The 19514-nt window shown below is 67.0% G+C and carries 14 protein-coding genes and 1 riboswitch; of the genes, 5 read left to right on the forward strand and 9 right to left on the reverse strand.

All coding sequences use genetic code 11. The features are described 5' to 3' along the window. The first annotated feature begins 284 nt into the window (after window positions 1-284). Entirely contained in the window at window positions 285-1364 is a 1080-nt protein-coding gene (locus J9314_RS16925) for a tellurite resistance/C4-dicarboxylate transporter family protein (RefSeq protein ID WP_210603447.1), read from the forward strand. Between the two features lie 335 nt (window positions 1365-1699). On the opposite strand, the gene J9314_RS16930 is transcribed toward J9314_RS16925, so the two are convergent. From J9314_RS16930 to J9314_RS16940, 3 genes are all read right to left on the reverse strand, one after another. After that, window positions 1700-2272, reverse strand: coding sequence for a DUF805 domain-containing protein (locus J9314_RS16930; protein WP_210603448.1), 573 nt, complete (start codon window positions 2270-2272; stop codon window positions 1700-1702). A gap of 242 nt (window positions 2273-2514) precedes the next feature. Beyond that, window positions 2515-3825 (reverse strand): MFS transporter, encoded by a 1311-nt coding sequence (locus tag J9314_RS16935; protein ID WP_210603449.1) that lies wholly within the window; start codon window positions 3823-3825, stop codon window positions 2515-2517. A gap of 62 nt (window positions 3826-3887) precedes the next feature. Next, window positions 3888-4463: a MarR family winged helix-turn-helix transcriptional regulator gene (locus J9314_RS16940; RefSeq protein ID WP_210603450.1), complete on the reverse strand. Its 576-nt coding sequence runs from the start codon at window positions 4461-4463 to the stop codon at window positions 3888-3890. Window positions 4464-4620: 157 nt separating this feature from the next. Then, window positions 4621-4749, forward strand: a riboswitch (FMN riboswitch). Window positions 4750-4864: 115 nt separating this feature from the next. On the opposite strand from J9314_RS16940, the gene ribD reads away from it, so the two are divergent. From ribD to ribH, 4 genes are all read left to right on the forward strand, one after another. After that, on the forward strand, window positions 4865-5962 hold the full coding sequence (gene ribD, locus J9314_RS16945) for a bifunctional diaminohydroxyphosphoribosylaminopyrimidine deaminase/5-amino-6-(5-phosphoribosylamino)uracil reductase RibD (protein ID WP_246490469.1): 1098 nt from the start codon (window positions 4865-4867) through the stop codon (window positions 5960-5962). An 84-nt stretch (window positions 5963-6046) separates the two neighbouring features. Beyond that, window positions 6047-6775, forward strand: a complete 729-nt coding sequence (locus tag J9314_RS16950; protein WP_210603451.1) for a riboflavin synthase — start codon at window positions 6047-6049, stop codon at window positions 6773-6775. Then, complete coding sequence (gene ribA / locus J9314_RS16955) at window positions 6768-8144, forward strand: GTP cyclohydrolase II (protein ID WP_210603452.1); 1377 nt, start codon at window positions 6768-6770, stop codon at window positions 8142-8144. The genes J9314_RS16950 and ribA overlap by 8 nt, the downstream gene beginning before the upstream one ends. 192 nt (window positions 8145-8336) lie before the next feature. Then, window positions 8337-8807 carry a 6,7-dimethyl-8-ribityllumazine synthase gene (gene ribH / locus J9314_RS16960; RefSeq protein ID WP_181274953.1) on the forward strand — a complete coding sequence of 157 codons (471 nt, stop codon included), beginning with the start codon at window positions 8337-8339 and terminating at the stop codon, window positions 8805-8807. A 223-nt stretch (window positions 8808-9030) separates the two neighbouring features. Here ribH and poxB read toward each other — a convergent pair whose 3' ends face one another. The 6 genes from poxB to J9314_RS16990 form a co-directional block, all read right to left on the reverse strand. Next, on the reverse strand, window positions 9031-10746 hold the full coding sequence (poxB, locus tag J9314_RS16965) for a ubiquinone-dependent pyruvate dehydrogenase (RefSeq protein ID WP_210603453.1): 1716 nt from the start codon (window positions 10744-10746) through the stop codon (window positions 9031-9033). Window positions 10747-11067: 321 nt separating this feature from the next. Then, on the reverse strand, window positions 11068-12234 hold the full coding sequence (locus J9314_RS16970) for an MFS transporter (protein ID WP_246490470.1): 1167 nt from the start codon (window positions 12232-12234) through the stop codon (window positions 11068-11070). Beyond that, window positions 12221-13699 carry a Wadjet anti-phage system protein JetD domain-containing protein gene (locus J9314_RS16975; protein WP_210603454.1) on the reverse strand — a complete coding sequence of 493 codons (1479 nt, stop codon included), beginning with the start codon at window positions 13697-13699 and terminating at the stop codon, window positions 12221-12223. The genes J9314_RS16970 and J9314_RS16975 overlap by 14 nt, the downstream gene beginning before the upstream one ends. Beyond that, window positions 13696-17073: an ATP-binding protein gene (locus tag J9314_RS16980; protein WP_210603455.1), complete on the reverse strand. Its 3378-nt coding sequence runs from the start codon at window positions 17071-17073 to the stop codon at window positions 13696-13698. Before J9314_RS16980 ends, J9314_RS16975 begins: the two co-directional genes overlap by 4 nt. Beyond that, entirely contained in the window at window positions 17070-17930 is an 861-nt protein-coding gene (locus tag J9314_RS16985; RefSeq protein WP_246490471.1) for a DUF4194 domain-containing protein, read from the reverse strand. Before J9314_RS16985 ends, J9314_RS16980 begins: the two co-directional genes overlap by 4 nt. Beyond that, entirely contained in the window at window positions 17927-19390 is a 1464-nt protein-coding gene (locus tag J9314_RS16990) for a DUF3375 domain-containing protein (RefSeq protein WP_210603456.1), read from the reverse strand. Before J9314_RS16990 ends, J9314_RS16985 begins: the two co-directional genes overlap by 4 nt. Window positions 19391-19514 lie beyond the last annotated feature (124 nt).

A 19514-nucleotide genomic window follows, 5' to 3' on the forward strand; every position in this document is an offset into this window, starting at 1 on the left:
CCAATCGTCCGTGCCCTCAGTCGACCAAGTCTGGTTCGGGCGTTTCTGCGCCGCCCATGTGTCTGCAGACTACGTCACCGTGCACACTGAGTGTCGCGGAGCGGGGCGGCCTCCCCTTTGTTACCCTTCGGTAACACCAGTGAATTCTCTCATAGAACGGTATCGAGAGGCCACATCTGTCGGCAATCGCACACAGTCGCTTCTAGCGGAAGCAGGACGCGGGCGGGGGTCGTAATATCGGATGCGATGAGTGTCGGGCATCGACACCGGAGGATGAGGAGCGGATGAACACGGTCGAAGAACATCCCTTGCGGCTGCGCAGGAACTGGGGGCTGAGCCCGTCGACGCTCGCGCCTGGGTGCTTCGCATCGGTCATGGCCACCGGGATCGTCTCGATCGGAGCGCAGCTGAAGGGATTGGCTCTTCTGTCGGCCGTTCTCTTCTGGCTGGCGGTCGCGCTCTACCTCTTCTTCGGCGCCCTGATCGTTCTGCGCCTCATCCGTCATCGTCAGGCCCTGCGCAATGACCTCCACGACCCGAGCCGGGCGTTCGGCTTCTTCACAGCCGTAGCCGGAACGAACGTTCTCGCCACAGCTCTCATCGGCCTCGGATTCACACGCCTGGCCCTCATCTTCTTCGGCCTCGGAGCGCTGCTGTGGATCGTTCTCGGGTACGGGATCCCGTTCACCGCCGTGCTCGGCTCGCGCACTCGTCCGGTGGCCAAAGGCGCGAACGGCACCTGGTTCGTCTGGGTCGTCGGCGCACAGTCCGTGGCCGTCGTCGCCTCCAGCCTGGCGATCAAGATCCCGAGAACTTCGTTCGCCGCTCCCGGCCTTGTCGAGTCCCTGGCGCTGACGGCGGTGGTCATGTGGGCGGTGGGCATCGCCCTCTACATCGCGTGCGCGGCGGTTGTCGGCATGAGGGTGCTGCTCCATCGGTTCGGGCCCACGGACCTCGACGCTCCGTACTGGGTGACGATGGGCGCCCTGGCGATCTCGATTGTCGCGGGGTCCCGGATCCTCGAGATCGGGTCGACTCCGATGCTCGATGCCACCAGGCAGCTGATCGGCGGCTCCTCAGCGCTCCTCTGGGCCTTTGCCACCTGGCTCATCCCTGTCTTCGTGATCGCCGGCGGGTGGCGTCACTTCGCCCATCGGGTGCCGATGAACTATTCAGCGGGACTGTGGAGCATGGTCTTCCCGCTGGGCATGTACGCGGTGGCGAGCATGTATCTGGGCCGTTCCGATCGGGTTCCGGCGATCGAGTGGATCGGTCAGCACTGGTTCTGGGTCGGCTTCATCGTCTGGGCGATCGTCTTCGTCGCGATGCTCTGGTCGTTCGTCAGGACCCTCCGCCGCAGGTGAGCGCGGGCCGGTGAGTGATCTCGCACGGGCTCGCCGGGACGACCTCAGGCGGCCTCGAGCCGACCGTGATCACGCAAGGGACGGTCGTGATCGCGCACGGGACGGCAGTGATCACGCACGGACCGGGCGCACTCGCGCACGGAACAGCCACCTCGGCGATGGAGCGGATCACACCGCAAGCGATGCAACGCCCCGTTGGCAACGAAACGCCCCGCCGGCGGCACTTCATACCGTTGCACTGGTACGTAGTGACGCTGACGGGGCGTGATGCTCGCGCGGCTGTAGGAGATAGCGGCAACGGGGCGTGATACCCAGAGCCGAACCCCGTCGCCGAATCAGGCGTCGAAGCGCTGGCCCTCCGGCTTCGAGGGCATGATTTGCATGACGAGTACGACGATGCTGCCGATGCTCGTGAGCGTGAGCAGATAGAACAGACCGGAGAAACCGGCATCGTGCAACCTGCGCCAGGAGACAGCGAGGGAGGGCACGATCGTGGCAAGGAACAAGAGGCCCAGCAGAACTCCGCCGATGCCCATCAGCGCGACGCCGCCACCGGACGGCGCGCCACTGCTGTAGGGATCAGCAGAAGCCGCGACTGCCATCATGACCGCACCGATGATGAAGAGAATATAGGGCACGAGCGCGACGAGTGCGCAGAATAGAGTCGCCCACCAGAACTCACTGCGCGAGGCACGGCCGGAGAACTTCGCGTAGTTCTTGAAGAAGCGCTTGACCGCCTGGCCGAAGGAGGCACCGTAGAGCGGGAGGGTGAGGTCATCGGGGCTGGACGCACCGAGCGGTGCTCCACCATAGCCCGGCCCGCCGTATCCGGAGGCAGCGGCGCCGGGCATTCCTTGGCCGGGAGCTCCGGCTCCTGAGTTGTATGCTGCGTTCGCGTCGTAGGACATGATGACCTTCGTCTTAGGGAGTGTGGAATGAGTTGTGCAGAAACCATTGTGCACCAAATTCCGCACCGACCCCGTCTTTTCGCGGTTCCAGATCTGGAACAGGCCGGCCGGTCTTCGACTGGCCATATTCCTGAGCAACAGAATCGGCGCCCGAGGAGCATCTCCTCGGGCGCCGATCCGGAACTGCTCCCGCCAGGCCTCTCCCTGGATCAAGCGCAACTCGGCTCAGGCAACTTTCCCGGTCAGGCGTCTCCGCCGGTCAGTGCGTAGGCCTCGTCGACTGGCGCCTCGTCGATGTGGCCGTCGACCCGGCGCAGGGTCTTCCAGCCGATCGAAATGACGATGACCGAGAGCAGGACGACTCCGGCGCCGAAGAGGTACGGCGCTCCCGCGCTGATCGATTCGGACACCGATCCCGCGACGATCGGGGCCACGGCACCACCGACGAAGCGCACACCCGAATACGTTCCCGAGGCAACAGGACGGGGCAGGTCGCTGACTTCCATGGCCGATTCCGTGAACACCGTGTTAAGCACACCGAGCAGCATGCCCGCGATGACGATGCAGATGATGAGGCCCGTGAGGGATTCGACGAGGAACGACATCACACCGAGCAGAACCGCCAGCGCGATGAGAGTGACGATGAGGCTGCGGCGACGTCCCATCCGCTTGGTCAGCAGAGGAGCTCCGAACACCGAGGTGATCGCCACGCAGATGCCCCAGCCGAAGAACACGTAGCCGAGTCCCATGGCGCCGAAGTTCTCGATGCCCATCTTCGCAGCCGCCTCCTCGACGGGGAACGGACTGTAGGCGAGCAGGATGAAGAAGCCGAAGTTGTACATCAGCGCGGAGATGCCGAGCACGGCCACACCGGGGCGCGCCAGTGCGCGGAAGGTCGCGCTGAGCTTGATCGGTTCGGCGGAGGCCCCGTTCGAGCTCGTACCTCCGGGCAGCAGCACGACGATGGCGATGAAGCCGATGGCCATGAGGACAGCGGTGCCGAAGAACGGTCCGCGCCATGAGATGCCGCCGAGCAGTCCGCCGAGCAGCGGCCCGGTGGCGATGCCGACACCCAGAGCCGCCTCATAGAGGATGATCGCCTTCTCAGCACCACCGGACGCAGCACCGACGATCGTCGACAGGGCCGTGGAGATGAAGAGCGCGTTGCCCAGACCCCAGCCGGCGCGGAAGCCGATGATCTGGTCGACAGATCCGGAGAATCCGGCGAGCGCCGAGAACGCGACGATGAGGATGAGGCCGACGAGCAGCGTGGTCTTCGCACCGATGCGCGAGGACAGGTAGCTCGTGAAGAACATCATGCCGCCGGTGATGAACAGGTAGCTGGTGAACAGCAGCATCGACTGGGCCGGCGTGGCGTCGAGCTCGGCGGAGATCGCCGGCAGAATCGGATCGACGAGGCCGATGCCCATGAACGCGATGACCGCAGCGAAGGCCACGGCCCACACGGCCCGCGGCTGATGCAGAATCGACGCGCTTCCGCCGCTGTCCGTCGTTTCGTCTCCTGATGTTTCGTTATCGGTTGACGCTCTCATGCGCTATCCGCGGCCTTCTTTCTTACGTTTCAGACTGTGGTTCTTCGGTTGTCGCGTCCGGATCAGGCGGGCTCGACTTCTGTGGATTCTGCGTCGGTGGATTCGCCATCCGCTGCAGACGGTTCAGCCGTACCGGACGATTCAGTCGTAACGGAAGATTCGTCGGCAACCGGCGGCTCGTCGGCGGCACCCTCGGCAATGTCGACCGGGTGACGGTCCTTGAGGAAGTCGGAGACGAGGCCGAGCGCACGATCGACGCTCAGTCTCTCCTCGGGCGAGAGTGATTCGAAGTAGGGCTGCATCTGCTCGGTCATGATCGACCTGTTCTCGGCCAACCGCTCGCGGCCGGCGTCGGTGAGCGAGAACTGCGAAGCCCGCCCATCGGTCGGACTCGCCTCTCGGAGCACGAGCCCGGCCTCCTCGAGCCGAGAGAGGAGTTTCGTCGCCGCCGGCTGCGAACTCAGATACCCTTGCGCGAAATGGCCGACTCGCACAGGCTGATACTGCTCGACGACGGCGAGCGCCCGCAGGGCCGCCAAGGAACTCTCGTTGCCGATCACACGCCGAAACGCCCTGGTCAGACGAGAGGACACGACGACGAGTCGCGACACGAGCTCTGCCGAATTCACATCATCCATAACTCATTTATATACCTAGGTTATGCAGTTTCGCAACCGTCCGTCACTCCGCGCCCCACTCCCGACCGCACGGCCGAAACTCCCCCGCTCCACCCGCACGTCTCACCATGTGACGGACGGCACACCCGCCTCGGCGATGGTCGTGCTAACCTGGCCTCACATGTTCCGGGGACGGTGAAATTCCGTACCGGCGGTCATAGTCCGCGACCCGCTCGCATTCGTGCAGGCGGTTGATTCGGTGAGATTCCGAAACCGACAGTCAGAGTCTGGATGGGAGGAGCATGGTGGCCTCGGCCGCTGTGTTTCGGTGCATTCGACCGCACCGTCTCACGCATCCGAGACACCCTGATGGTTGCACCCGCAATATCCTCCCTCCCGGCGAAGGCTCGGGAGGTTTTTTCATGGGCGCGGAGTTCACGGCCCCAGCAGAGTTCACCGAACTCGAATCCACGGCGATGACTGCCGCCCTCGACGCGGCCCGCGAGGGCTTCCGTGGGGCGAATCCGCTGGTGGGAGCCGCGATTCTCACCGCAGACGGGCAGATCGTGACCGGCCATCACGCCGGTGCCGGCACTCCCCACGCCGAGGTGGACGTCATCACCACCGCCCACGACCTCGACATCGACCTGTCCGCCTCCACACTGTTCGTCACGCTCGAGCCCTGCTCCCACCAGGGCCGGACCGGGCCGTGCACCGAGGCGATCATCGCCGCCGGAATCCCGTCCGTCGTCTTCGCCGCCGATGACCCGAATCCGGTGGCCGCCGGCGGCGGGCAGACCCTCGCCGAGGCGGGGCTGAGCGTGCGCTCGGGCCTGCACGGGGACGCCTCCCGCGCTCTCAACGGCCGGTGGGTCACCGTCACTGCCGCGGCCCGCCCGTTCGTCACGGTGAAGATCGCGCAGAGCCTCGACGGCGGTGTCGCCGCTGCCGACGGAACCAGCCAGTGGATCACCTCGGACCAGTCACGAGCACATGCCCATGAGGTCCGTTCCCGCGTCGATGCCATCCTCGTCGGCACGGGCACAGCACTGGCCGACGATCCCCGACTCAATGCCCGCGGCGCCGACGGGACTGCCCTGCCGCACCAGCCGCGGCCCGTCGTGCTCGGCACGTCGGAGCTGCCGGCCGAGTCCTTCCTCGCGCTCAATCCCGACACCCTGCAGCTACGCACACACGACGTCGGCGAAGCACTCGAGCGTCTGTTCACCGAGGGAGTGCGCCACGTCCTCGTCGAGGGCGGACCACGCATCCTCGGGGCCTTCTTCGCTGCCGGAGTCGTCGATGAGATCTTCTGCTATCAGGCCCCGCTGCTCATCGGCCCGGGCCGTCGCAGCGTCGAGGACCTCGACATCGCCACCCTCGGCGACGCCCTGCGGCTCGTCCCCGACGACACCGAGGTGCCGGCGATCTCACGGCTCGGCCCCGACTTCCTGCTCCACTTCGCCACGGAGACCCCGCGACACAGACGCGACGACTCGGCAGGAGACCCCACCGGCTAGACGCATCGAACGTTCCCACCGGCACACCGCACACCAGCACGCACCCGATCACCAGCACGCACCACTGAAACACCACGGAGGCACATGTTCACCGGAATCATCGAAGGACTCGGCACTGTCGAGGCCATCGAGTACACAAACGATTCGGCCGCGATCACTATCGACGCGGGCGAACTCGTCGCCGACCTCGACCTCGGCGGATCCCTCGCCGTCAACGGGGTCTGTCTGACCTCGACACGGAGGGCCACCTCGGCGACGCCCGGTCATTTCACCGCCGAGGTGATGGGCGAGACCCTGCGCCTGACGGGACTCGGCACCCTGACCACGGGAGACCGGGTCAACCTCGAGCGCTGCACGCCCGCCTCGGGGCGCTTCGACGGCCACGTCGTCCAAGGTCACGTCGACGGGCGCGGCGAACTCGTCGACCGCATCGACCGAGCAGACTGGTCGACGCTGCGCATCGCGATCCCCGCCGATCTCGCCCCGCTGACCGCGGTCAAGGGGTCCATCGCCCTCAACGGAGTGTCCCTGACCCTGACCGCGGTGTCCGAACCCAGCGAATCGGCGTCCTGGGTCGAGGTCGGCCTCATCCCGGCCACCCTCGCCCACACGACCTTCGGCGAACTCGAGGTCGGCGCGGCTGTGAACATCGAGGTCGATGTGCTCGCGAAGTACACCGCGCGCCTCCTGTCCTTCCGCGTCGGCGACGACGCCCAGACCGACTCCGGGGTCCCCACTAACCCCGGCCCCACCTCGGCGAACTCATCAACGCCGACGCACAACCGCACACAGCAAGGAGCCGATCATGACTGACTCAGTCGCTCACGCCAGCCGCCTCGACCCGATCGCGGAGGCGATTGCCGCCTTCGCCTCGGGCAGGCCCATCCTCGTCGTCGACGACGAGGACCGGGAGAACGAAGGCGACCTCATCATGGCCGCCGAATACGCCGATGCGGACACGATGGGATTCTTCGTCCGACACACCTCGGGTGTCATCTGCGCCCCGATGACCGGCGACCGTGCCGCCGCCCTGCGGCTGCCGCCGATGGTCGTCGACAACGAAGATCCCAAGGGCACCGCGTACACCGTCAGCTGCGATGCCGTGGGAGTGACCACCGGGATCAGCGCCGCCGAACGCGCGCAGACCGGCCGGGTGCTCGCCGCCGCCGACCCGGACCCGGCGGCGATCTCGCGGCCCGGTCACATCTTCCCGCTCATCGCGAAGGACGGCGGTGTCCGCGAACGTCCCGGCCACACCGAGGCGGGAGTGGAATTCGCACGCCTGGCCGGTGCTCAGCCGGTGGCCATGATCGGCGAGGTGGTCTACGACGACGGATCGATGATGCGCTTCGACGCGGTCCGCGACTTCGCCGATGCCCATGGGCTGGTCATGGTCTCGATCGAACAGCTCATCGCGTACCTGGAGGAGCGGGATGCGCGCGGCGAGTCCGCGGGCGCAGCCGGCGAGTCTGCGGCTTCGGGCGACGAGCCTCTGAGCGCCACGGCCGAGGTTCCTCTGCCGTCGGAGCACGGGAGCCTGCGGGCGCGCGCATTCACGATCGACGGGCACGACCACCTCGGCGTGTTCGCGGGTTCCCTCGATTCGGATCCGGCAGGCCCAGCTCCGCTCGTGCGGGTGCATTCGGAGTGCCTGACCGGGGATGTGTTCGGTTCGCACCGGTGCGACTGCGGAGAGCAGCTCGACCGGGCGCTCGACCTCATCACAGAGCAGAGCGGGGCGGTCATCTATCTCACCGGGCATGAGGGGCGCGGGATCGGGCTGAGCAATAAGCTGCGCGCCTACGCCCTGCAGGATCAGGGGCGGGACACCGTGGATGCGAATCTCGACCTCGGATTCACCGATGACGCCCGCGACTACCGGGCCGCCGCGTCGATTCTGCGCTCGCTCGGGCTCACGCGCATCCGCCTGCTGACGAACAACCCGGCGAAGACCGCGGCGTTGGAGGAACTGGGCATCACGGTCGAGGCGGTCGTGCCGCTCGAGGTCGCCGCCCGCCCGGAGAACACCCACTACCTGGCGACGAAGCGCGAACGCATGCACCATGCGCTGACTCTGCCGTCGGTCACGGGAACGCCTGCTTCGGGTACGGCAGTTCCAGGTGCGCCGGTTCCGGGTGCGGAGTCCTCCGAGGCGGTCTCCCCTGGAGCCGTCGCCAGCTGAGGCGGCAGCTCATCTTCCGGTCGCGCGCCACTTCTGCGCGCGCCGATTCTACGCACGCCGTTTCTGCGCGCACAGTCGCACGGACTCGCATCGACGACACCTCCGCGCACTGCCCATTCTTACAACGGACGCATTCGGCCCACCCGAATCGCCACCACCGGCTCTTCTGAGCCCTGAACAAAGGACACCATTATGGCCCATTCCGGAGCACCCGAACTCACCGTCGATGCCGCCGACCTGCGCGTCGCCATCGTCGCCGCTTCCTGGCACACCCAGATCATGGACGGACTCGTCGACGGGGCTCAACGCGCCGCCGCCGAAGCCGGCGCCGACGCCACCCTCGTCCGCGTGCCCGGCAGCTTCGAACTGCCCGTCGCCGCGGCCCGGCTGGCCCCGCACTTCGACGCGGTCGTCGCTCTCGGCGTCGTCATCCGTGGCGGCACTCCGCACTTCGACTACGTCTGCCAGGCCGCCACCGACGGTCTCAACCGAGTGGCCATCGACTCCGGCAAACCCGTGGGCTTCGGCGTGCTCACCTGCGATGACGAACAGCAGGGGCTCGACCGCGCCGGGCTGGAAGGCTCGCAGGAAGACAAAGGCCACGAGGCGATGACCGCGGCGCTGGTCACCGCGCAGGCCCTGGCCCCGTACCCGCGAGGCTGAGGCTCGTTCGCCTGAGCTGGGTGGAGCTCCCCGCGCCAGGCTGAGTTGAGCTGAGAGGGCCGATCCGCCCTCTCAGCGCAACAAGTGGGTACAGAATGCCACTTTGGACCCCCAAATTGGCATTCTGTACCCACTTGTTGCCCCTGGAACCGTCAGGCGGACTGACTGCGGTGAGGAAGCTCTGCCTCCGCACCTCGGCCCTCAGCCGACCGCCGGCTCAGCTTCAGAAGAGCTGGCGGAGGTTCGTGCGGGCGAGGTCGATGAGTTCGTCGCCCTTGCCCGAGAGCACCGTGCGAATGGCGTAGAGGGCGAAGCCCTTGGCCTGCTCGACCGTGATCGACGGGGGCATCGACAGCTCCTGACGTTCCGTGACGACGTCGAGGACCGCGGGCCCGTCATAGGCGAGGAATTCCTTGACGACCTTCGGCAGGTCCTTGGACTTCTCGACACGGAAGCCCTTGATTCCGACCGCCTCGGCGATGGTGGAGAAGTCGGGGTTCTTCAGGTCCGTGCCGAAGGTGACGAAGCCGGCGGCCTTCATCTCGAGCTCGACGAAGTTGAGCGAGGAGTTGTTGTACACGACCGTCTTCACCGGCAGCTTGTTCTGGGTGAGCGTGATGAGCTCGCCCAGCAGCATCGTCAGCCCGCCGTCGCCGGCGAGCGCGATGGTCTGCCGATCCTCGAAGGCCGCCTGCACACCCACGCTCTGGGACAGGGCATTGGCCATGGAACCGTGGCTGAAGGAGCCGATGAGGCGGCGCTTGCCGTTCATCGTCAGGTAGCGGGCCGCCCACACCACGGGGGATCCGACATCGGGGACGAAGACCGCATCGTCATCGGCCATCTCGTCGATGAGTCGGGTGAGGTACTGCGGGTGGATCGTCCGCTTCGACGGTGTCGCCAGTTCGTCGAGATCCTTGCGGGTCTTCTGATAGTGCTTGGTCAGCGCCTTGAGATGTGTGCTGCTGCGGTTGGGCTTGATCTGCGGCAGCAGAACCTCGACGGTGTCGGCGACCGTCCCGACGAGCGGAATGTCGACCTTCGTGCGACGACCGATCTGAGAACCGCGCACATCGACCTGGATAACGGTCGCGTTTTCGGGGTAGAACTGCTGGTAAGGCAGGTCGGTGCCGAGCATGAGGAGCGTGTCGCAGTCCTTGAGCGCGGCATAGCCGGAGGAGAATCCGAGCAGCCCGGTCATACCCACGTCATAGGGGTTGTCGTATTCGACGAACTCCTTGCCGCGCAGCGAATGGACGATCGGCGCCTGCAGCTTCTCGGCGATGGCGAGCAGTTCATCATGGGCACCCACGGTGCCGGCACCGGCGAGGATGGTCGTCTTCTTGCCTTTGTTCAGCGCTTTCGCCGCGGCTTCGATCTGGGAGTCTGCGGGGGTCATGTGCGACGGGTAGGCCCTGACCACCTCGGCGGCGGCATCGATCTCGCTCAATCCGACGTCACCGGGGATGACGAGGACCGCGACGCCGCGCTTCTCGATGGCTTCGCGCATGGCGATGCGCAGCAGACGAGGCATCTGCTCCGCCGAGGCGACGTTTTCGACGTAGACGCTGCACTCGCGGAACAGCTCCGTCGGGTGGGTCTCCTGGAAGTAGTTCGAACCGACCTCGTCGCTGGGGATCTGGGCGGCGATGGCGAGCACAGGAACCCGCGAACGCTGAGCGTCGAAGAGGCCGTTGATGAGGTGCAGGTTACCGGGCCCGCAGCTGCCCGCGCAGACCGCGAGTTCGCCGGTCAGGGCGGCCTCACCGCTGGCGGCGAAGGACGCAGCCTCCTCGTGGCGGACGTGGACCCATTCGAGCTGAGGGTTGACCCGCAGTGCATCGGTGAAGCCGTTGAGCGAATCTCCAGGGACTCCGTAGACCCGCTTGACTCCGCTGGATACGAGAGTATCGACGATGTTTCTGGCGACGGTGGGCATGTCATTCCTTCCGTTGAAACACGAGCGCCGGGGCGCTGCCACGGATCCCGGCAGGGGTTGCCCGCGATGGGGCCTTGACCTCGCCTTCAGTCTAGCCCCGGACTCCCCCGCCGAGGCTGTCCGATTCCTCACGCTCGCATGCGGGAATACGCGGGAGCAACCTCGCCGAGGTGGCCCATCGGAACGTCCGCACCTGCACTCGATCAGTGCCGAAGAACATGACAAGCGATTTTCCATGTCTCCGAAACGTGTAAAGAATTCGCCGATTTCTTTACACGTTCAGCCGATGCGGCCACGGACTTGTCAGATCTGAGCGCGCTCTTACGTCCGCGCGGACAGCAGCGTCGCCAGGGTGAGCAGTCCTGCCATGGCCACCGCCATCAGCGGGTATCCGCCGAGCGCTCCGGCCAACGCCGGGCCCGCCACCGGGGCCAGTGCAGTGCCCGCGGTGATCGGTGCGACGAAGACGCCGTTGATGGCCCCGTAGTTCTCCGTGCCCCACCGGTCGGAGACCGCCGTGGCCTGCAGCAGCGTCATACATCCGCGCACTCCCCCGGTGACCATGGCGATGCCGATGAGCAGCCAGACCGGTCCCGGGATGAAGGCGAGCAGCCACAATCCCACCGCACCGGACGCGAAGAGGATGACGGTGCGTGTGCGCGTCGAGGTGTGCCTCTCGAGGTTCGGGTACCCGAAGCGTCCGGCCACCTGTCCGAAGCCGACGAGTCCGAGTGCGAGGGCGGCGAGGCTGTAGCCGGCCCCGCGTTCGATGATGAGCGGGATGATGTTGATCGTCACCGCGAAGAGGGTGAAGGTTGCGATCGCCACGGCGATCTGGAGGGTGATGAAGCGGGGATGGCGGGTGACTGTGCGCAGCTGGGTCCGGCTCGGTCGCTCGGCGCGTTCGGCAGCCTCGTCGGTCCATGTCCGGTTGAGGAAGAACAGGTGCATCGGCAGCGCCAGGACAGCGAGCAGCCCGGCGAGGACCGCATAGGTCCCCCGCCAGCCGAGTGCATCGATGAGCCAGGCGATGATCGGGGCGAACACCGTCGAGGCGAGCCCGCCGACGAGCGTGATCGTCGTCAGCGGCTTCGTCCGTTCCTCTCCGTACCAGCGGGTGATGACGGCGAAGGCCGGCGGGTAGAGAGTCGCGGCCTGAGCGAAGCCGGCGAGGATCCATGCGGCGAAGAAGACGGGGAGGTTCGGGGCGATTGCGACCAGCCCGAGTGCGGCGACCCCGACGAGCGTGCCCGTGCCCATGATCAGCCGCGGGCCACGGTCGTCGAGCATCCGCCCGACCGTCGGTCCCATGAGCGCTGAGACGATGAGGCCGACGGTGAGTGCCGCCGTGACCGTCGTGTGGCTCCACCCCATGTCCGCAGAGATCGGCGTGACCGCGACCGGCAGCGAATAGTAGAGCAGGCCCCAGCAGACCAACTCGGCCAGGCACAGCGCAGCCATTCCCCCGCGTGGCCTATCGGTGATCATCGGATCCTTCGCCGAGGTGGCCCTCCGTGTCCGTGGACCCATCGTCGCGTTCACCGCGGTCGCGTCCACGGCGGTCGCGTTCACGGCGGTCGCGTTCCTCCTCGCCGAGGTGGCCCTCCGTCGCGTCGCCGACAGCAGTCCGCAGCCGGTCCAATGCCGTCTCCCAGGGAATGCGTTCCTGTTCGAGGCGGACGTCGCCTTCGGTGCGGAGACGATCGAGTGTGCGGGCTTCGCTGCCGGTCAGCTGCGCGAACGTTCCTGTGTGCGGCTTCGGTTCGGGCACCCACAGGTCTGCGTGTGCGAGCAGGGTCGCTTCGTCCATGAGCACGGATTCGACTCCGGGCAGGCGGCTGCGCAGGCGGTTGAGGATTGCGAAGCCGTGTGAGTCGAGGTCACCCCAGTAGAGGACGCGGGCGCCGGCGATCCAGTCGAGTCGGGTCACCTGGTCGACGGCGTAGCCGGAGCCGTGGACGGCGACGGCCGAGGGCCAGGCCGGCATGGCGAGCACCGATTCGAGGTTCTCGAAGACGAAGACCAGCTTCGGGGCCAGAGGCAGGCCGCTCAGCTGCGAGATCGGTGCGGTGATGTCGTCGAGACCGTCGGAAAGAACGCCGGTCGGCGCGGGGGCGGCAGTGGTGTCTGAGTCAGCGGCGGCCTCGCCAGATCCCGCGCCGGAGACCAACGCCGGATCGAGGATGCGCAGGCGCAGTCGCGGTTCGGCGTCGAGGACACTCACCGCATCGGCGTGTCCGATCCCGGCCAGGAGCGCGATGACGAGGCTGCGGTGGCTCTCGAACCATTTCGAGTCGACGCCGCGGATCGGCAGCTGCCGTGGCCGCAGCGAACCGAGCCGGTGGGTTCGCAGCCAGTCGACGACGGCGATGACGGTGGCGAAGGACGCGTCGCTGAGCCCGAGGATCCGCTTCGCCTGCGACCGGACGGCCGCAGCGAGCGCCTCGCCGACCGTTTCCCCATCACTGTCCCGACTCTCATCGCCGTCCCGACCCGCATCGCCGTCCCGATCCGCGTCGCCGTCCCGACCCGCGTCGCCGACACGTCTTCCGCCGACCTCCCCGAACCGCTGTCGGATCGCGGCGGTGCGGTCACGCAGTCTCCGCCAGTCTCGGGCGGTGTCGCCGCCGGCGAAGGCGGCCACCTCGTCGGGGGTGGTCAACCGAAGTCGGATGGGGACGCGTTGGCGACCGACCCGGGCCCAGTTGCGCTCCTCCCACTCGATCTCGAGTCCCGAGGCCGGGGTTCCGACGGCCTTCGCCTCCACGGCCCGCCAGCTCGCGGCCCAGTCGGCGGCGGCAGCCTGATCGGTCAGAGCCTGCTTCTCCGTCGGCGGATGGAGGGCGATCTCGACTCGCACCTCAGCGACCGCCTCCGCCGCCCACTCAGCCATCGACGAGGTCAGTCGCTTGCGCGCCTTCGCTCTGGCCTCGGCGACGGAGAGCATGGTCATCGGCCCTCAGGCTCCTCGAATTCGTCCCACACCATCGTCGAGGTCAGGGTCTTCTGCCGGCTCGGATTCTCGATCGAGGTCGCCGCCCCCACATAGGGTTCGATCGTCTGCAGCAGCTTCTGCGGGGTGGCGAGCACCATGTGGAACCCGAACTCGATGAAGATGTCGAGCGCCATCCGCGTGTACCGGGTATCGGCCTTGTCGAAGGCCTCGTCGAGGATGATCGTGCCGTACTTCGAGATCGCCTCGTCCGGATCAGCCAACTGATAGCGCAGCGCCGCGGCCAGGCAGAAGATCACGAGCTTCTGCTGCTGACCGCCGGACATCGCCGCACCCGAATCGTAGGTGGCATGCGCACGACCGTGGTCGTCGATCTCCTCGGCGAGGAATGACACGTGCAGGCGCGTGTCCAGGCACTGGGTCTTCCACACCTTGTCGACGTGCTCGCTCGAGGCGAACCGGCGCATCACCTCGGCGAGAGTGTCGTACTTCTTCTCCGCGGTCTCCATATCGTCGTCACCCCAGCTGCCGGCGGCGACGAAGCGCAGATCGGCGATGAAGGCGTTGACGGTCTCCGACCGGCGGGTCTTGACCTTGAGCCGCAGATACCGGTCCTCGTCGAACTGCGACCGCAGCAGGGATGAGTTGATCGGCGCGACCCGGTCTTCGATCTCGCGCGGGGCCGCGTGGATCTCGTTGAGCAGCTCGCCGATGAGGTCGCGTGAGCGCTGCTGGAGCAGCTCCCGGAACCGGTTCTCGTGATCGGGCAGACCGTGCGCTTCGATCTCATCGAGCATCGCGAGATACGCCCGCCGATCGTCGACCTCGGCGGTGAGCTGGGACGACACCGACGGCCATGCGGCCTTGAACTCCGCGGCCAGCCGGGTCACGGACTGACCGGCACGGCTTGCCTCGGCCTGCGCCCGGTCCTTCTCCTCCTGCAGCGTCTGCGAGACCTGCTGGCCCACCTCGGCGAGGTTCTCCCGTTTGATGCTGCGTTGGATCTTCCGGAACCGCGCATCCAAGTCCTCGCCGAGGTGGCCGTCGACCTCCGCGATGCGACCGGCGTTGACGTCGTCCTCGATCCGGGTGATGCCCGAACGCAGGCCCGTTGATTCCTCGTTGGCCCGGCGCAGAGCGTAGTCGGCTTCGGAACGTGCGGCCTCGGCAGCGTCCTTGACCGTCTTTGCTTCGCGTTCGGCACCGATCGCCTGCTGCAGGTCACCGTCGGCGTCTTCGAGTTCGGCCAACTGGCGTTCGAGTGTCGCGACCTTCTCGGCCGCACCGGCCCGGTCGACGTCGCGCCAGGCCTGTTCGCGGATACCGGCGAGGATGCCGCGGCGGCGGTGGGCCTGCGCGGTCTCGGCGTCGGCGTCGGCGACGACCTGTTCGGCGGCGGCGAGCTCCGTCTGTGCTTCCTTGAGCGATTCGATGAGGGCTTCGAGCTTGGCTTCCCGGTCGCCGAGGACCCATTGGCTGCGGTCGTCGATGCGACGGCGGTCGTCCTTCTCATACCGCGTGCGTGAGGTCTTGATCTGGCCTTTGACGGTGACGGCGCGGGGGTGGTCGTCGAGTTCGTCGGGGTGGTCGACGCACGCGAAGTCGAAGCGTTCGGACAGGGTGGACCTCACCCAGTCCCCGAACCCGGTGTCGGACACGTGGACCTTGTTGACCAGGGATTTCTCGCTGCCGACGGGACGGGGACTCGGCACGGTGTGTGGGATCTCCTCGAACACGAGGCGTCCGCGGATGTGGTGGGCGTCGACCCAGGTCCGCACGGCAGAGAGGTTCTCGGATCGGACGAGGACGGTCAGCGCCATGGGGCGCAGTACACGTTCGATCGCTCCGGTCCATCGCGCCTGGTGGGGGTCGACCTCGATGAGTTCGGCGGCGAAGGGCAGGGACTTCTCGCTCAGTCCGGTGCCGGCGGCGAGTTCGGAGCGGATCGCCATGAGGTTGTTCGGCACGGTCGAGCCTGAGCGGCGCAGGGATTCGATCTCGCCTTCGAGTTCGCGGACTCGGGCGCGGGCCTGGGAGAACCGGTCGTGGTCGGCGTGGCTGGGTCCGGAGACCTGAGTGTCGTCGTCGAGGCTGGCGGCGATCTGGGCCTGGAGTTCGGCGAATTCCGCGGCTGTGGTCGGGGCGGAGTCGATGTCGGCCTGTTCGAGTTGGCGGGCCAGTGACGCCCAACGTTCGGCGATGGCGCGGCGCTCGGTCTCCGCGGTGTCGATGCGCTGCTGGAGATGTTCGGCCTCCGACCCGCCGAGTTCAAGGGTGGCTCGTCGGGCGAGGTCGTATTCGTCGACGGCGGCAGCGTAGTCGCGCCCGGCCCGGTCGGCGGTGACTTCGAGTTCGACGATCTGCCTCGTCAGTGCCGAGAGGTCGGTGCGGAGGATGTCGAGTTCGCGGCGCTTCTGGTAGGGCAGCAGGGATTCGCTCAGCGCGATCGACTTCGCGGCGATGTCGTTCGCGGTTTCGAAGCTCGCGGAGGCCTCACGCAGCTGCAACAGGTGGTCGCGCTGTTTGCGCAATTGGACGACGTGGTCGTGGGCGTCCTTGAGGTCGCCGAACTGGGCGACGGCGGTGTCGGCGAGGTCGAAGGTCGCCGGGGTCTCGAGCATGTGGTCGCGGAAGAGCCGGTCGAGGCTGTCGAGGCTCTTGGCCGACTGGGTCTTGTGGAGCAGCTGGAGGGCGGACTCGTCGGCCATGCCGAAGGTCTTGCGCATCCGCGCGTAGAACTTTCCGTGATGTCCGTTGGAGGTGACCACGGCATCGGGCCGGTCGGCCTTGAGTCTGCGGGTTTCGAGTCCTGAGCGGGCGTAGTGCTGGAGTTCGGCGAGATCGAGTTCGCCGCGTTCCCACACGCAGGCGTCGGAGAGGTCGGTCGTCTTCGTACCCGAGCCCTTGATGAAGAAGAGCCGGGCCAGGGACAGCGGGCGGTCGGTGCCGTTGTCGTAGCGGAGGATGATGCCCGACCACGTGGCACGGGGACGCAGGTATTTGCTGACGACCCGGTCTTCCTCGGTGTCGGCGGTCCGGGTCCAGGCGCCGCGGACGTAGCTGACGAGGCTGCGCTGATCGAGCCTGGCCCCTGCGGTCTGGGCGGCGACATTGAAGCGCAGCCACTTGTCCGGGGTGAGCACGGCAGCGATGCCGTCGAGGAGGGAGGACTTGCCGGATCCGGAGGGTCCGGTGATGAGGTGGCCTTTGTGGGAGACAGGGATGCGGTGGATGTCGGAGTCGAAGGTGCCCCAGTTCGCGATCTGGATCTCGCTCAGCCGCCACTGGCTGCCGACGTCGGGACGGTTCGCCCCGCGGGCGCGCGCCTGATCGGCCACGAAGGCCGCATCGAGTGGGAAGAGTGCCTCGGTCACGCGTCGTCCTCCTCGGCGTCGATCTTCGTGTCGGAGTCCGAGCCCGACTCGGTGACTGCCTCGTCCTCGGCGCCAGCGCCATCATCAGCATCGGTACCCGTATCAGCGACGCCGTCGCCGAGATCATCTCCGGCATCGGTCTCACCTGCGGCGATGCGTTCGTAGACGTCGATGAGCTCACGCACGCGATCCTCGTCGATGAGGAACTTCACCATCGGGGAGATCTCGAACCGATCTTCGCCGGCCTTGTGCAGCACGCGCAGCCGGTTGCTCATCCGCGACCACGCGCCGTTGAGATTGCGTTGGAACGTCGATTCATCGCCGGTGCGGTAGATCGCGAGCCTTTCATAGACCTCGTCGCGGTCGACGATCACGCGCTTCTCTCCGGGCGCGGCAAGCAGCAGCTGCCGCAGCACGAGGAGCATAGCCGTGTCGAGGAAGGTCAGCCGTTCGCTGCGTACCGCGGCGGGAGCGTCGATCTCGTCGGTGACGATCTTGCGGGTGAACGCGAACTCGTCGACGCGGTCGATGACGAGGTCGAGGAACAGGTCGTGCAGGCGCGAGCGGACGAGCCCTTCATCGGCCACGAGCGCCGCCCACAGCTGCGGGCTCTGCACTCCGGAGACGTAGGGGCCCTTGAGCAGCTCGAGCAGCACGCGCCGGGTCCGCTCCCCCAGAGTCCCGGTGTCACCGGACCACAGCCCGGACGGGTTGTGGTCGGCACCGTCCCCGAAAGATTCGCTCGCCGAGGCGGCTCCCACCTCGGTGGAGGTCCTGCCGTCACCGGCCGGTGAGGTCGGGTGGGCACCGTCGCCGGCGGTCGCCTCGGTGAGTTCGGTGTGGTCGGTGGGCCTCATAGGGTGATGCCTTCGGTGAAGTAGTGGCGGCGGATCGCGGCGGTGCGGGCGATGCCGTCGATGCCGGACCAGGTGAGGATTTCGCGGTTGTCGTGATCGACGTGGCCGTACGTGCTGGCCAGGGACAACAGCCCGACCACACTCGCCAATCCCTGGGTGGCAGGGAAGGTTTCGAGCACCTCGGCGACGGAGGCTTCATGGGTCGAGGTGACGACGGAGTTGATGTTCTCGGTGAGTTCGGCGAAGTCGATTTCGGATTCGCGGGCGACGGCGATGAGTTCGGCGAAGTCGATCTCGGAGTCGGCGGCCTCACCGAGTTCGTATCCGGCGTTGAACTCCTCAGGGTCGTGGAGGATGACCTCGCCGACGCTGCCGAGGGACACGCTCGAGAGTTCGAGGTCGATGCCGATCTCGTCGTAGGGTTTGAGTTCCTGTGACACCGGTGCTGCCGCGGCCAACCCTTCCTGGAGGAGGGTGCGCATGACGCGGTCGCGTTGGAATTCGTGGGAGTGGACGTAGCGACGCAGGCCGCGGGCGAACTCGGTGAGGATGTCCGAGACCTCGTGGGAACCGTCCTTCATCTGCCGCATCAGGGTGCGCAGGGACCGGCGGGTGGCCAGCGACAGGGTGGCGGAGAAGTCACGGTCGAGGATGGCGGCGATGTCGTCGTCGAAGGCTGCCGACTGTTCGGGATCACGCACGAGAGCAGAGAATGCTGCGAAGGTGCGGCCCTCATCTGAGGATTCGATGAGGTCGACGCCGCGGAAGACTTCATCGAGGACCTGGGACTGGGAGTCCTCGGCGGCGAGGATCGAGATTCGCAGCTCCTGGTTGAGTTCTTCGAAGCGGGCGCGCACGCGGGCGAAGTCGGCGGGCAGCCCCTGGGCCTGTTGGAGGATATCGGAGACTCGCTCGTTCGCTCGCCGGCGGTCGAGGACGACGGAGCGGGGATCACCGCGACGAACCCGGGCGATCTCGGCGTCGATGCGGTCGCGTTCGGCGCGCAGAGCGGCCAGCCGGCGGGAGCTGTCGGGGTCGGTGTCGATGGCCAGTTGGTGCACGGACTGGGCGAGGCTGACCAGCCGGGATTCGGTGGCGGTCTGCGGTGGGGTGCGCAGCTGTTCGAGCATGCGGATGGCGTCGAAGCCGGCGGCGGAGAGTTCGTAGGTCTCGCCTCTGGCCCCGGTGGCGGGCCGGCGGACGAGGATCTCGGCCCGTCGCCAGTCGTCGCAGTACGCCTTCGCGGTGCGCAGCGAGAGGTCGAAGTGGTCGCGGAGCTCCTCGAGGTCGGCGTCGATGCTCTCGTGCAGGTCCTCGGTGTTCATCCGGGTACCGGGACGGCCCAGGTGGGCGTCGAGGGTTCCGGCCATGACGGCGAGGTTGTCGGCCCGGAGCATGCGCAGAGTGGCATTCGACTCGAGCAGTCGCCGGTAGGCGAGCGCGGAAGACAGGGCGGACATAGGAACTATTCTCAATGCCCGGGCGGGTGCGCGCCAATTCCCGGTCACTCGGCCCGCGCCGTGTTCAGGTCAAGGCATCCCTCTCGTCAGTCCATCGCGTCCTCCTCGTCCGCCCGCCGCTTGC

The sequence above is a fragment of the Brevibacterium oceani genome (genome assembly GCF_017948325.1).
Lineage (GTDB): Bacteria > Actinomycetota > Actinomycetes > Actinomycetales > Brevibacteriaceae > Brevibacterium > Brevibacterium oceani.

Coding starts and splice junctions, on each gene's coding strand:
- J9314_RS16975 (WP_210603454.1), bottom strand. CDS start 13,699: ATGACCATGCTCTCCGTCGCCGAGGCCAGAGCGAAGGCGCGCAAGCGA.
- J9314_RS16940 (WP_210603450.1), bottom strand. CDS start 4,463: ATGGATGATGTGAATTCGGCAGAGCTCGTGTCGCGACTCGTCGTCGTG.
- J9314_RS16985 (WP_246490471.1), bottom strand. CDS start 17,930: ATGAGGCCCACCGACCACACCGAACTCACCGAGGCGACCGCCGGCGAC.
- ribA (WP_210603452.1), top strand. CDS start 6,768: ATGACTGACTCAGTCGCTCACGCCAGCCGCCTCGACCCGATCGCGGAG.
- ribD (WP_246490469.1), top strand. CDS start 4,865: ATGGGCGCGGAGTTCACGGCCCCAGCAGAGTTCACCGAACTCGAATCC.
- J9314_RS16925 (WP_210603447.1), top strand. CDS start 285: ATGAACACGGTCGAAGAACATCCCTTGCGGCTGCGCAGGAACTGGGGG.
- J9314_RS16935 (WP_210603449.1), bottom strand. CDS start 3,825: ATGAGAGCGTCAACCGATAACGAAACATCAGGAGACGAAACGACGGAC.
- J9314_RS16930 (WP_210603448.1), bottom strand. CDS start 2,272: ATGTCCTACGACGCGAACGCAGCATACAACTCAGGAGCCGGAGCTCCC.
- J9314_RS16990 (WP_210603456.1), bottom strand. CDS start 19,390: ATGTCCGCCCTGTCTTCCGCGCTCGCCTACCGGCGACTGCTCGAGTCG.
- ribH (WP_181274953.1), top strand. CDS start 8,337: ATGGCCCATTCCGGAGCACCCGAACTCACCGTCGATGCCGCCGACCTG.
- poxB (WP_210603453.1), bottom strand. CDS start 10,746: ATGCCCACCGTCGCCAGAAACATCGTCGATACTCTCGTATCCAGCGGA.
- J9314_RS16950 (WP_210603451.1), top strand. CDS start 6,047: ATGTTCACCGGAATCATCGAAGGACTCGGCACTGTCGAGGCCATCGAG.
- J9314_RS16970 (WP_246490470.1), bottom strand. CDS start 12,234: ATGATCACCGATAGGCCACGCGGGGGAATGGCTGCGCTGTGCCTGGCC.